Raw genomic sequence first — 13,262 nt, forward strand, 5'->3', positions numbered from 1 at the left:
TTAGTTGGTGTGAGTCAGCCCGGTATTACCTGACTGGCGAATTGCTGGTGGTGGTTGGCCTCGGCTTCGACCGACTGGATGTAGTCGCATCACTCCATTAACCGGTGATGGTTGACATGCTCTCCGAGGGTGCGCCTGCAGTGCCAGCGGTCGTTGACTACTACACGCAACGTCGCAATCTCGTTCGTAGGAACTCGATGGCATACCTCGTGGGCGTCTCGAAGGTTCTTGATGATGAGCGTTCATAGAGCAACGACGGCGAATCGGGTAGCCAGGGGTATCTAACCCACAGCCCCAACACCACCCACCATGCGGGTCCGCAGTGGGCGGTTCAACAAGTCGGCGCGCTCGACGAAGCCTTCAGGCGGCGTACCCCTGTGCTTTGATCCACAGGTCTTTCACGCTGGCCATCCAGCGTTACTGAATGCCCGGCGTGGGCACAGAGTTGCCGCGCAGTCAGTGCTCTCGAAATGCCCCAGCCTGCACCAGGCGGACAGTTCGAACAAGCGCCGCATAGCTGACGTTCAGTTCAGTTATCCCAACGGACGGATGGGCGAGATGTCCGCTGGTTGCTGACTGGAGTGGGTGAGGTAGTCTTCGTCATCGTCGCGCGCAAGTACCAAGCTACTGAAAGGCAAACTCTATGATCAATCGTCCGCCTGATGACCTACCCATCTATCGCCTTCTGACTGGCAAAGACGACGCTGCGTTTTGCCGACGGGTGAGCGAAGCGCTCGCGCTGGGTTACCGGCTGTACGGGTCGCCTTCCGCCACCTACAACAGTGAACACGTCGTCGTTGCTCAAGCAATCGTCTGGCCTTGTCCGGAGACCGACCGGTTGCAGTCAGACTCTACGCGCTGATTCGCAGCCCGCGCTACGAAATATACGTAGACTGGCATGTTGCAGGTCTGCCCTGAGCTGGCCGCTCCGGGCTCTGAGTTACCACGCAGCCAGAGACCCTGAAATGCGCTTGCATGCGTCAGGCCAGCTTAGAACAAGAAGCGCGCCTAGCTGACGTTTGGTTCTCTAAACGTTCTAACCAATGGCGGTTTGCTGGCGATGGTGTGATCCTGAAAGATATCGGTCTCGATCGCATCGAAGTCCTGCTCGAACTGGGCGACGACCGGTTGGTAGTTGTCGGCCACGAAGTCCAGGATCGCGTAGAGGGCGAAGCCCGGACCCTTGGGCAGGTCCTTCGTGCTGTCTTCGCAGCGCTGCAGCACCTGCGCGAAGCTCGATGACGCGCCGTGGCGCACCGATACCAAAAAATGGGTTCCGACAAAGAGGTGCGTTTCTCCGTAGTCCACATGGCCCGCGTGCAGTTGTGCCGTCTTCAGCACGATGAACAACGAGTTGCTGTACGCCTCGATCTTGGGCCGCTGGTGGGCGTGGTGAGCGTCCTCAATGGCCAATTCATGCAGACCGAAGGCCTGCTGAATCTCTCGCAGCACGGCGTCATCGGGCTCATGCAGTCCGAGCCACACGAAGGTGGCAGGCTGTTTGATGGCTTCGCCGATGTCGGCGATGGGTATGTCGCCGATCCGCTTGCCATCTCGGTACACCACGCTGTCAACGAGAAATGTCATTGCCTTGCCCCCTTCACCTCGTGCGCCGCCCGCCCGCCTCGGCAATTGGCGCACGAGGACCCGATGCTGTCGGTGCGATGCCGAACTGTGCAGCCTGCTAGCGGTTAGGGATGAGCTCTCCCGATGCCGCACGTCAGGGTGGCGCACGTCATCCTTTGCTGAGGCGACTTAAGGAGCAGTGTTCGCTCTCGCACAGACCGCGAGCCGGTTGGCGCCTACCTTGCTGACTCCCTCACACAAGGAACGAACATGGAAACCAACTACGTCACGCGTGACAACTTCGGCATGTACGCCAACAGCGACTCTGGCCCAGGTCCTGCGCTGATGGGTGCCGACACGCTGCTGGGCAACGATGTCTACAACAAGGACGGCGAGGATCTGGGTGACATCAAGGAATTCATGATCGACATGGCCTCCGGCAAGGTCGCCTATGCGGTTTTGTCGTTCGGTGGCTTGCTCGGCATGGGCGACAAGCTCTTCGCGGTGCCCTGGTCGGCACTCGTATTGGATACAACGAACAAGCGTTTCACGCTCGACGTCTTGAAGGACGCCCTGAAAGACGCGCCAGGCTTCAACAAGGATCACTGGCCATCAATGTCGGACCGGACATGGGCCAGCGGCGTGCACAAGTTCTACGGTACGCCTTACGCGGCGGAATGAGCCCTTGCGTCACGCATCGGTCCCGCTGATTTCCCCACTTCAACTCAAGGTCAAACCATGAACAAAGATCAAGTCAAAGGCACCCTCAAGGACGCCGCTGGCCACATGCAGGAAACCACCGGCAAGGTGATCGGCAGCCACGAACAGCAGCTCAAAGGCATCAAGAAACAAGTGGACGGTCACGCTCAGAAGGCTGTCGGCGACATCAAGGAAGCCGTCAAGGACGCCAGCAAGAAGTAGGCGCCACCGGCACTACGGAGAGGGATTCGGGTCTTGGTGCCGTGCCCCTCCGGCTTGATGCCGGCGGCCAGGCGTGCGGCGTCGGTTCCCCCACACGACATATGGACAAGGGCATGGGTCCGCGTCAATTGCTGGAGCAAGTATGAAGGGTTACGTTCAAGACATTGAGTCTGTTGCCATCGGCAACGACGACTTCCGCAAGGTCCTCTACACCGCGAAGAACTGCCAACTCGTCGTCATGTCCCTGAATCCTCAGGAAGACATCGGCGCGGAGGTCCACAAGCTCGACCAATTCTTTCGGGTCGAGCAGGGGCACGGCGAGGTGGTGCTCGACGGCGTCAAGACCCCGATCAAGCCCGGGTATGCCGTGATCGTTCCGGCGGGCGCCAGGCACAACATCATCAACACCGGCACCGAGCCGCTGAAGCTGTACACGATTTACTCGCCGCCTAACCATCGCGACGGCGTGGTCCATCACACGCGGGCGGCCGCCGAGGCCGATACCGAACACTTCGACGGCAAGACGTCGGAAGAGTTCTGAGAACCCACATGAGCGATACGAACTTCGATGGCTTGTAAGGCGCCTTCTAAGCCTCCCGCCACATCGCGCAGTGCCTGTGGTGGGTTTGCTTCAATCGGCAGCGCTTGCACCGCCGCGTCAAGTGCCAGGGACTCGATAGCGGCCCACTGCTTCGCCTGTGTCGATAGCCCTTGATGCCGCCTCTGCTGCTGGCCATATGCGCGCTGGCGCTGTGCTGGATCCTGCTGCCCTTCTATGGCGCGATCCTGTGGGCGCTCATCATTGCGGTATTGTTTACGCCCATCTACCGGCCCCTGCTGACAAAGCTGAGGCAGCGCCGCAATCTCGCGGCCGGACTGGTGATGCTGCTGGTCCTGGTGGTCGGCGTGCTGCCTTTCGCACTGGTGACCGCATCGCTGGCACGCGAAGCCTCAGCCGTCTACCAACTGATCAATTCGGGCGAATGGAATCCCGCGCGCTACTTGCGTGGCCTGTTCGATGCGCTGCCTGCTTGGCTTGCTGCGCTGCTGAAAAGCGCGGGCGTCGCGGATTTCGACCATCTGCAAGCGCAGCTGACATCCGCGCTGGCACAGGGCAGCCAATTTGTCGCCACCCAGGCCTTTGGCATCGGGATCGACACGTTTGGCTTTATTGCCAGCCTGGGCGTCACCTTGTACCTGGCTTTCTTCTTGATTCGGGACGAGGGCGAATTGGCGCGCACCGCCGAATTGGCGCTGCCGGTTCCGCCGCAGTTCAAGCCGGAGTTGATCACCAAGTTCATGGCTGTCGTGCGCGCCACGGTGAAGGGCAGCCTGCTCATCGCAGGCATTCAGGGCATGCTGGGGGGCATCGCCTTCTGGTTCCTGGGCATCAAGGGGGCGCTGCTCTGGGCGGTCGTGATGGCCTTCTTGTCACTGTTGCCGATGATCGGTGCGGCGCTTGTGTGGTTGCCGGTGGCGGCCTACTTCTTCATCACCGGCGGGGTTTGGCAAGCCTTGGCGCTGGTCGCCTATGGCATCTTCGTGATCGGTCTGGCCGACAACCTGCTGCGTCCAATGCTAGTCGGCAAGGACGCCGGGATGCCGGACTACGTGGTGATGATCACCACGCTCGGCGGCATGGCGGTATTCGGCATCAACGGCTTCATCATCGGTCCGACGGTCGCTGCGATGTTCATCGCCGTTTGGCACCTCTCGATCACGGCAGCTCCGCGCCTCCAGTAGTCGCGCCCCACGCCCCACGATCGACCGACCTGCTGGTCATCGGTGAAACTCCCCGCTCATGGCCGTCACTCACCTACTCGCCTACATCTCGGTGGCCCTGCTGTTGCAACTGGTAGCGGGCGCAGCATTCACGATGTGGCGACGCCCCACAGCTGCAGCGCCGGCACCTCGCCCCGGCCTGCGGCGACTAGGACCTGGTGCACGAACGCGAGCTTCAAGAGCACCTTATCCGTAAGCACGAAGGGGTAGCTGTCGCTGGAGCCCAGGCTTCGATCCATCGCGTTGACAAACTGCGAAACCGGCAGCCACTGCTCGATCAAGTCGGCTCGCACGTCTGCGGCGGCGGGGTCAAGGCCCCTCGCGTTCAGCACAGGCATCCCGGGCACATCGTTGGCCAGCTGGAGGCCCCAAGCGGCGGCGGTATCGAGGCCGTCTTGAATGTGCAGGTAGTGGGCCCAGCATTCCGCCCAATCTTCCCAGGGATGCGAGCTCGCATAGGCACTGACGAAGCTCAGGGGCCAGTCAAGCTTTGGCGCGGCGTAGTGCGCCTGCAGCGCCTGACCGTAGTCGGCCCTTTCGTCGCCAAACAATGCACGGAATTCAGCGAGCCAGGGCGTGTCGCGCACCAGTCGATCCCAGTAGTAATGGCCAATCTCGTGGCGGAAGTGGCCGAGCAAGGTCCGGTAGGGCTCATGCATCTGCATGCGCACCTGCTCCCGGCGCGCGTCGTCGGCTTCCGCAATATTGAGCGTGATGACGCCGTTGTCATGGCCAGTCAGTACCTTCACCTTGGGCTGCACCTCTTCAAGGAAATGGAAGGACAACCCATGCGCCGGATCGTCCGTCTTGCTTGGTGCAGGCAGCTTCAGTGCAATCAAGCTGTAAAGCAGCCGGCGCTTCGCGCGTTCGAGCAGGACCCAGTAGCTGCGGTTCTCGGCCTTGTTCAAGGCAGGGATTACCTGTGTCGTGCGACAGGACCGGCACAAGCTCTGCGTTTCCTGCATCGGGATCATCCAGTTGCAAACGACAGTTGCGGCCGACTCGGCGCCCTTGGAGTCTTGGGCTTGGTTGACGCTATCGGCGTAATTCGCACAAGGCCGCTGCGGCGCAGCCCCCCCGCTGCCCAAGCGTTGCCAGGCGCCCTGCGCGTCAAGCTCGAAAGCTGCGAAAGCAAGTTCATCCGGTACGAAGCCGAGCAAGGCGCCGCAGCGCTCGCACCAAGTGTTCTCGAAGAAGACGCGCAGGCCGCAACGTCCACAACTCAGGGATCTCATGCGTTGGGCCCGGCTGCTCAGTTCGCCGCGTCGCGCGGCGTTCGGGCCAACCGGGCCGCGATCACGCCGAAAACCCCCTTATTCCAGCCGAGGCCGCAATGGCTGCCCTCGACCTCGACATTGTCAACATGCTCGTAAGGGCCTTGCTGCAAGCAGGTTTGCCAAGCGACGATGCCGTCGGAACGGCTATAGATCGACGTTGTGGGCACTGTGGGCGGCGTACGCAGACGGGCTAGCATGGCCGCGTCGACTTGAGGCTTGTTGCCGTTGAGCAGGCGATAGACCAGGCCCACATTGCTTTGCTCTGCGGTGCCCGCAAAGGGCGAGCCGATAGTGATCACTTGCCGGACGCGCGCGCCAAGCAGTTTGGCGACCTCGCGCGCATAGATGCCGCCCAAGCTCCAGCCGATCAGGCTGATGCTGCCGGCGTGTTGATCGGTGATTCGGTTTGTGTCTGCCGCCAGGTGATCAAGCCACGCGTCGACATTGCCTTCGGGGCCGGTGTTGAAGCCGCGGCCCCAGTCATACGCAGCGTAGCCGAGATCCTCACAGAAGGAGCGCAGCGGCGCGACGGCATGTCGATCGCCGGCCAGGCCAGGAAAGATCACGACGGCATGCCCGTCGCCCTTGGGCAGGGGCGCACGATCCATCAGCTTCATGCTGGCATATTCAAAGGCAGCACGGAGCGGCTCAAGCCCCAGCAATGCAAGCGATGGAGCGGGTGACGGGAAAGCCTGGGCGACTGTGCTTGAGGTCATGACTGAGGCTCTATGTTGCGATGCACCATTATTGTTTGGGTGCAGCCTGAGCCGAGGGTCACAAGCGCTCGAATTGACGTCGGAAAGCGCCTACAAACTCAATGAGCGATCAAACACACGCTCACGGCCAGTTCGCGTCATTCGGATGCGCGATGGAGGCAGCGACAGGGTGCTCGGAGCGGAAATTCAAGTTCAGGATTTGAGCCAGACACCGGTGAGATTTGCTGTCGATCAATCGATCACACTGAACTCGCAGTCTCGGCTGCATTGCGAACGGCCGAGTTGGTCGTCAGGGCAATGCGGTCGAAGTGAGGTCTTTTGACTGGGCGCCGCGAAATGGCCCTTGCGACCAAGGGAGCCGGCAAAGGCTGTCAGACCAAGCGCCGCCGAAAACCACATCGCCTCAATGCCATAGCGCATCAGCAGCAAACCGCGGCGTCAGGGAGTAAGTGCCGGTGCGATCCGCGCCGACGCCATCAGCAGCACCTGCCCATGCCTATGCCCCGGCCGGTGCCCGTGCCCGTAAGCCTGACCATAAGTACAAAGCGCTCATGTCCCGTCGTCTGTGCACTATCGAACGCAGATTGTGCGGCCCAAAACTCGTTTGACTTCGTCAAAATGAACTGATTCCGGACATTGCATAACCACTGAATCGCGCGCCTCAAAATGCACGTTTTGGCACCACTCAAGGCCGCGGAGCATCAGTCTCGCGCTCAGGATGGCGATGCCGGGCGATGGCGGCGATGAAGGCGGTGCTGGCATCCTTGCTCAATTCCTTCACCAACAGCAGTCCGGGATCGCCATCTCCATTGGCTAGGGCAAGCGGCACGCCCGCGAGGCCCAGCAGCTCGCGGCCCAGGCCCAGCGCCAAGATGGTCTTGCCGTGGCGATACTGATCCTTGATGAACTCGAAGGTATGGGCGTCGGCGGCCAAACCGGCGACAGCGGCAGCGCCATCGGGCAAAACCAGCGCGTCGAACAAGAAGCCGGGCTCGTTCTCCAGCGAGGCCTGCGCCACAAGTTCCGTGCCGTCCTCACTGCTGACCGGCCCGATGCGCGGCGCCAGGAACTTTGGGCTAGCACCTGCGCTCAGCAAGGCGGCGTGCACCGCTGCGGCGCTTTGCCCGACGACGCCCTCCGCCAGCAGGATGGCGATCTTGCGGCCCTTGACCGAGCCGTCTCCGGGCCGGGCCATCAAGGACAGCGCCGGCGAATGGCTGATTTCGGGCTGTATGGCTTTGTCTATAGCCAGCGGCATCGCCTCGGGCAGCGGCTTCATATTGAGCCCCTCGGCCACCTCGGCGGCCAGGGTCTCGGACGCATTCCTGAGCATGGACACCACCCGCTGTCGGATCGCCGGCACCGTCACCTTGCTGAGTTCGAAGCGAAAGGCCGCCGCAATATGCGCTTGCTCGACTGGCGTCTGGCTGTCGAAGAACAAGCGGGCCTGGTTGTAATGCTCGGCAAACAGCTGCGGCTTGGCGCGCACCTTGCCCTGCTCATCGCGGGCCCGCAGCTTGACCGCGACCGAGTTGAAACCCTGCACGGCCCCGGCCTGGAAAGGGCAGCCGCCGCCCAGCGAATTGGGCTCGTAAGACACCCGGCCGCGCGGGATCGCCTGGCGGTGCATGCCGTCGCGCTGGTTGTTGTGCACCGGCACCAGCGGCGCGTTGATCGGCAGTTCATGGAAGTTGGGCCCACCGAGCCGGCTGATCTGCGTGTCCACATAGGAATGGATGCGCCCGGCCAGCAGTGGGTCGTTGGAGAAGTCCAGGCCGGGGATGATGTTGGCGGTGCAAAAAGCGACCTGCTCGGTCTCGGCAAAGAAGTTGTCCGGGTTGCGGTTCAGCACCATGCGGCCGATAGCGCGTACCGGCACCAGTTCCTCCGGCACCAGCTTGGTCGCGTCGAGGATGTCGAAGCTGAACTGCTCGGCCTGCGCCTCGGTGAAGGTCTGCACGCCCAACTCCCACTCGGGGTAGGCGCCGCTTTCGATGCGCTCCCACAAATCGCGCCGGTGGTAATCGGGGTCGGCGCCGGAGATCTTGACCGCTTCGTCCCAGACCAGCGAATGCGTGCCGTATTTGGGCGTCCAGTGGAACTTCACGAACACCGATTCGCCGGCGGCGTTGACCAACCGGTAGCTGTGCACCCCGAAGCCCTGCATGGTGGCGTAGCTGCGCGGCAGCCCCCGGTCGCTCATCACCCACATCAACATATGGGTGGACTCGGGCATCAGCGAGACGAAATCCCAAAAGGTGTCGTGGGCGCTGGCCGCTTGCGGCATCTGGTTGTGCGGTTCGGGCTTGACCGCATGGACCAGGTCGGGGAACTTCATCGCGTCTTGGATGAAGAACACCGGCATATTGTTGCCGACCAGATCCCAGTTGCCCGCGTCGGTATAGAACTTGACGGCGAAGCCGCGCACGTCGCGCGCAGTGTCTTTGGAGCCGCGCTCGCCGGCCACGGTCGAGAACCGAGCGAACACCGGCGTGATCTTGCCGGCCTCCTTGAACGGCGCCGCCTCGGTCAGCGCGGTCAGCGGCTCGTAGCATTCGAAAAAGCCATGCGCGGCCGAGCCGCGTGCGTGGACGATGCGCTCGGGAATGCGCTCATGGTCGAAGTGGGTGATCTTCTCGCGCAGGATGAAGTCCTCCAGCAGCACCGAACCGCGCGTGCCGGATTTGAGCGAGTTCTGGTTGTCGGCCACGGCCACGCCTTGGTTGGTGGTCAAGGCCTGGCCTGCGGAGTCCACCCGCACGCGGTCGAGTGAGCCGGTCGCCGCGTTGCCGCCCAGTGGCGCTACGCTGCCTAGCTTGGCGCTGCTATTGACTTCGCTTAACGTGCTGGCCGCGGGCAAGCGAGATTCCGGCTCGGCCGTCGCACCGGCCGGCGGCATCAAACCCCGTTCGAAACCATGTTCAGCGGCCTTGTTCGGGTTGAAGGGCATGGCGGCGACCAGGGCCTGCGTTTGCGCCAGTTGCTGGGCCATGGGGTCAGGCGGCAGAGCAGCCAGCGCGCGCTTCTTTTTAGGCTCCGGAAAGGTGGCGGGCGCCGCCGAGGAGGCCAGGGTGGGGGCTGAAGTTGCAGCAGCGGATTTTGGAGTCTTGGGCATGATGATCAATCAGTGGGTTGAGGACGCTAAACCTGCGCGTAACAAGCCGCAGGAAGATGAGGCCAAGGGGCTGGTCGGCTGCCCCGAAGCTAGGCCAGGGCAAGGGCCTAGTGCGCTGCCGGTCTTGCTGGGCGGGGTCTGTACCGCAACCTGCCGGGCCGACACGTGGCGGAAGGAGCCAAAGCTGTGCGCATAGGCCCAAGTGAATTCGGCGCCGAACAGAAAGATCTGGGCCGAGTAGTAAACCCAAAGCAAGAGCACGGCCAGCGAGCCGGCGGCGCCGAAGGCCGAGGCCACACCGCTCTTGCCGATGTAAAGGCCAATCAAGAGCTTGCCGATATTGAACAGCAGCGCCGTCACCCAAGCGCCTATCCACACATCGCGCCAAGCGATGCGCACGCGCGGCATGATTTTGTAGATCAACGCAAACATCGCCGCCACCAAGACATAGCTGATGACGAAGTTGACGAAGCCGGCCAAGACCGCCCAGCCGGCCAGCCGCGCCCCGCTCCAGGCACTGAAGGCCGCGATCGCTGCGCTCAGCAGCAGTGAGGTCGTCAGCAAGAAGCCTATGCCCAGAATCATCCCGAAAGACAGCAGGCGCGAGCGCAGCAAACCCCAGAGACCTTGCGGCTTGTTGCGCTGCGGCGCGCGCCAGATGCGATCCAGCGCGTCCTGTAGCTCGCCGAACACCGTGGTCGCACCCAGCAGCAGCAAGGCCCCACCGATCAGCGCAGCGGTCCAGCTTTCGGCCGGCCGCGCGGCACTCTCCAACATCGCCTGCACAGCCAGCGCGCCGCTCTCGCCCATCAAGCCGCGCAGCTGCATCAGCACTTCGCCGCTGGCTGCCTCGCGCCCGAACACCAGGCCGGCCACCGAAATTGCGATCAGCAAAAGCGGCGCTATCGAGAACATCGTGTAGTAGGCCAAGGCGGCGCCCATGCTCGGCGCGTAATCATCAATCCAGGCGGTACCGGCCTGCTTGCAAAGCCGCCAGAGTTGCGCCGGCCTCATCGCGCGGTGCGGCTGACCAGGGTGCCATACAAGGCTTGCCCGGCGCCGCTGCTGGGCCGCATCGAAGACCGGTACGCTGAGCGCAGCGCGGCCCGCAGTTCGGCCCAAAGACCAGCCCACAACTTAGTCCATAGAGCCCGGCGCGCTGCGACTGCGCGCTGCGTTGCTTCTTGTTTTTTCTCGCCCATCTTGACCTCTGCCTACTTGAGCAGCTAAGGCTACCCGCGCAAGAGCTTCTGCTGCAGCAGCCGAGAGGCCGTTGCTTTGTCGGACAAGTCCTTCACAAGGCAGCGCCATTGGCCGGCTGCGGTCTTGGCCCTTGTCGGCGACGATCGGTGATCAAGCTTGTCCGGCCCTAAACATGGGCCCGCCGCATCTTCCCGAACCGGAACCCCGCATGAAGAACCTTTTCTCAGCAAGAACGAAGGCCTTCAACGCCGACGCCATCAATGCCACGATTGAGCGGGCGCTGACCAGCGCCGGCTTGAATACGGCCATCGGCCCGATGCGCCATGTCACCGAAACCATCCGGTGCGCCCTAGCCGCCGGGCGGACATCGGACTCTCACTCTGCCGCTGCCGTTGACGTTGACGCTGCCGTTGACGCCAAACTTGATCGAGGCAGACTGCGCAAGCCCGCCTCGAGCAAACAGGCGCTCAAGCCAGGCAGCTTCGAAACTCATCAATTCAGCAACGCGGCCGGCAGCCGCGCTTACAAGGTCTATAGCCCCAAGGCAGCGTCAGCCACGCCGCGCGCCATGGTCGTGATGCTGCATGGCTGCACGCAGACGGTTGACGATTTCGCGGCCGGCACCCAGATGAACCGCCTGGCCGATATCCACGGCTTTCTTGTCCTCTACCCCGAGCAGGCCGCGCAGGCGAATGCCTCCAAATGCTGGAACTGGTTCCAGCCCCAAGACCAGCTGCGAGGCGATGGTGAGCCTTCGCTGATCGCCGGCATCGCCCGCGAAGTGGCGGACAAGCATGGCGCCGACCCGCAGCGCATCTTTGTGGCCGGCCTGTCGGCCGGCGCTGCGATGGCTGTCGTGCTGGGCGAAACTTATCCGGAGTTGTTTGCCGGCGTTGGCGCTCACTCGGGCCTGCCTTACGGCAGCGCGCACGATATCCCGTCGGCTTTGCTGGCCATGAAAGGGGGGCGCAGCGGCATCGCTGGCCTGCGCAATTTTGGCCAGACGGCCGTAAGCCAGGGCCGCAGCGCCACGCAGGCCGTGCCGACTATCGTGTTCCACGGCGATAGAGACCATACCGTGCAGCAGTCCAATAGCAAGCTGATCGTCCAGCAGGCCCGCGACGCGTATGGCTCGGGGCCAAGCCAGGATGCCTTGCATGTCGGCACCCGATTCGGCGTTGCAGAAGGCGGGCGCCGCTTCAGCCGGGAGATCCACACCGACGCCCTTGGGCAAGCTCGAATTGAAAGTTGGACTCTGCACGGTGGCGGCCATGCTTGGTCGGGTGGCCATCCGAGTGGCTCCTACACCGACGGCGCCGGCCCCGATGCTTCGGCGGAAATGGTGCGGTTCTTCTTGGATCTAGCCCCTGCCGGTTCGGCATGAGGCGTGCTCACACCGAGAGGTCTCGGCGAGTCGATCCCAAGCGACGCACTTGTCAGGAACCGTCGATTGCTGGGTCAGCGACAACGGCCAAGGCATTGCCGCCGAATTGATAGAAAAGGTCTTCGACAAGGGCGAATCCGGCGGCGAGGCCGGCGCCGCGTCGAGCCTTGGACTGGGCTTGGCCATCGTCAAGTCCTTCATTGAAGCGCACGACGGCAGCATTGCTTTGCACAGTGTGCTTGGCGAGGGCTCCAAGTTCTACTTCACCTTACCCGTGCAAGCGAGGCCGGACGCGTCATGCTCAGCCTGGCGATCTAGACGGGTTGATCGAGGCCACCGGTGCCTCGAAAAATACGCAGGTGCCGGGCAACGATTTCGCTCGGTACATTGCAGTGTCGGCATTGGCGATCAAAATATCACCGCTCTGGCCATCATGCGGGTAGAGCGCAATGCCGATGCTTGGTGTGATGACCAACTGCAGATCGCCATGGCTGATTGGGGCAGCGATCGCCGCCTGTACCAGGCCTGCGATACGTGCAACGTCGTCGCGACTTGTCGGATTGATCAGCAAGTACAGGAATTCGTCACCGCCGTTGCGGCAGACCGTGTCCTCGTCGCGCGCTTGACTCAGCAAACGCTGCGCGACCACCGTCAGCACTGAATCACCGGCAGCATGGCCATGGCTGTCATTGATCAGCTTGAAGCGGTCGAGGTCCAGAAACATCACCGCGAGCATCCAGCCGTGACGGTCGGCGCCAGCGATGGCTTGAGCCAGGCGGTCATCGAACAAGGTGCGGTTGGGCAAGCCTGTCTTCTGATCATGCATGGCAAGGGTACTTGCAGCACGTTCGGCATGGCGTGACGCGGCGAGTGCAGTTTCGGATTCAGCCAGGGCTTCGCGTGACTGGCTCAACGCCTGTTCGACATCCTTAACCTCAGCAAGGCCATGGGCCAAGGTGTCCGCCACCTCCTGCAGATCGTCGGCGCAATCCTGTACCTTGATACCGATGGCCTTGCTGTTCTGCAGAACTTGGTCGGCCGGCAGCATTTTCTCCCCCCGCGCGATGCGCACTGTGGCGAGATCACTGGCTACAGCCAAGTCGTCGGCACAGTCCTCCACCTTGACCTTGACCTCTTGGCTCTTATCGAGCGCCGCCTCTAATGCGTTCAATGTGTCTGACGGCGTGGGTGCGTTGGGCGGCAGTGTCATTTTTTAGAAGTCATTGGTGCCTCTGGAGTGTGAGCGCCGTCCGCCGGGGCGTCTGTAGGACAAGGAGATGTTCCTGAGCGCTGCAACG

At 62.4% G+C, this 13,262-nt stretch carries 12 protein-coding genes and 1 pseudogene; 7 read left to right on the forward strand and 6 right to left on the reverse strand.

Features of this window, described 5'->3' with window-relative positions:
* The first annotated feature begins 643 nt into the window (after positions 1–643).
* Positions 644–862, forward strand: a complete 219-nt coding sequence (locus tag LNV09_RS17730) for a DUF1737 domain-containing protein (protein ID WP_263558400.1) — start codon at positions 644–646, stop codon at positions 860–862.
* Positions 863–1,008: 146 nt separating this feature from the next.
* On the opposite strand, the gene LNV09_RS17735 is transcribed toward LNV09_RS17730, so the two are convergent.
* The gene (locus LNV09_RS17735) at positions 1,009–1,587 is read right to left on the reverse strand and encodes a CorA family divalent cation transporter (protein WP_263558401.1); all 579 of its coding nucleotides are present in this window, start codon (positions 1,585–1,587) and stop codon (positions 1,009–1,011) included.
* Between the two features lie 249 nt (positions 1,588–1,836).
* Here LNV09_RS17735 and LNV09_RS17740 point away from each other — a divergent pair, with 249 nt between their 5' ends.
* The 4 genes from LNV09_RS17740 (at position 1,837) to LNV09_RS17755 (ending at position 4,230) form a co-directional block, all read left to right on the forward strand.
* Positions 1,837–2,247 carry a PRC-barrel domain-containing protein gene (locus LNV09_RS17740; protein ID WP_263558402.1) on the forward strand — a complete coding sequence of 137 codons (411 nt, stop codon included), beginning with the start codon at positions 1,837–1,839 and terminating at the stop codon, positions 2,245–2,247.
* A 57-nt stretch (positions 2,248–2,304) separates the two neighbouring features.
* Positions 2,305–2,487 (forward strand): CsbD family protein, encoded by a 183-nt coding sequence (locus LNV09_RS17745; protein WP_263558403.1) that lies wholly within the window; start codon positions 2,305–2,307, stop codon positions 2,485–2,487.
* Between the two features lie 142 nt (positions 2,488–2,629).
* Positions 2,630–3,028 (forward strand): cupin domain-containing protein, encoded by a 399-nt coding sequence (locus LNV09_RS17750; protein WP_263558404.1) that lies wholly within the window; start codon positions 2,630–2,632, stop codon positions 3,026–3,028.
* A gap of 173 nt (positions 3,029–3,201) precedes the next feature.
* Entirely contained in the window at positions 3,202–4,230 is a 1,029-nt protein-coding gene (locus tag LNV09_RS17755; RefSeq protein WP_263558405.1) for an AI-2E family transporter, read from the forward strand.
* 128 nt (positions 4,231–4,358) lie between these two features.
* On the opposite strand, the gene LNV09_RS17760 is transcribed toward LNV09_RS17755, so the two are convergent.
* From LNV09_RS17760 to LNV09_RS17775, 4 genes are all read right to left on the reverse strand, one after another.
* Complete coding sequence (locus LNV09_RS17760; RefSeq protein ID WP_263558406.1) at positions 4,359–5,504, reverse strand: zinc-binding metallopeptidase family protein; 1,146 nt, start codon at positions 5,502–5,504, stop codon at positions 4,359–4,361.
* A gap of 17 nt (positions 5,505–5,521) precedes the next feature.
* The gene (locus LNV09_RS17765) at positions 5,522–6,262 is read right to left on the reverse strand and encodes an alpha/beta fold hydrolase (RefSeq protein WP_263558407.1); all 741 of its coding nucleotides are present in this window, start codon (positions 6,260–6,262) and stop codon (positions 5,522–5,524) included.
* Positions 6,263–6,947: 685 nt separating this feature from the next.
* Positions 6,948–9,377 (reverse strand): catalase, encoded by a 2,430-nt coding sequence (locus LNV09_RS17770; RefSeq protein WP_263558408.1) that lies wholly within the window; start codon positions 9,375–9,377, stop codon positions 6,948–6,950.
* A gap of 9 nt (positions 9,378–9,386) precedes the next feature.
* Complete coding sequence (locus LNV09_RS17775) at positions 9,387–10,391, reverse strand: YihY/virulence factor BrkB family protein (RefSeq protein ID WP_263558409.1); 1,005 nt, start codon at positions 10,389–10,391, stop codon at positions 9,387–9,389.
* Positions 10,392–10,788: 397 nt separating this feature from the next.
* On the opposite strand from LNV09_RS17775, the gene LNV09_RS17780 reads away from it, so the two are divergent.
* Both LNV09_RS17780 and LNV09_RS24835 read left to right on the forward strand, forming a co-directional pair.
* Positions 10,789–11,964, forward strand: coding sequence for an extracellular catalytic domain type 1 short-chain-length polyhydroxyalkanoate depolymerase (locus LNV09_RS17780; RefSeq protein WP_263558410.1), 1,176 nt, complete (start codon positions 10,789–10,791; stop codon positions 11,962–11,964).
* Positions 11,965–12,013: 49 nt separating this feature from the next.
* Positions 12,014–12,184 (forward strand): annotated as a pseudogene (locus LNV09_RS24835) (ATP-binding protein); the annotation flags it as partial.
* Between the two features lie 81 nt (positions 12,185–12,265).
* Here LNV09_RS24835 and LNV09_RS17790 read toward each other — a convergent pair.
* Positions 12,266–13,174 carry a GGDEF domain-containing protein gene (locus tag LNV09_RS17790; RefSeq protein WP_263558412.1) on the reverse strand — a complete coding sequence of 303 codons (909 nt, stop codon included), beginning with the start codon at positions 13,172–13,174 and terminating at the stop codon, positions 12,266–12,268.
* Positions 13,175–13,262 lie beyond the last annotated feature (88 nt).

Source organism: Paucibacter sp. B2R-40, from assembly GCF_025717555.1.
Classification (GTDB): Bacteria; Pseudomonadota; Gammaproteobacteria; order Burkholderiales; family Burkholderiaceae_C; genus Paucibacter_A.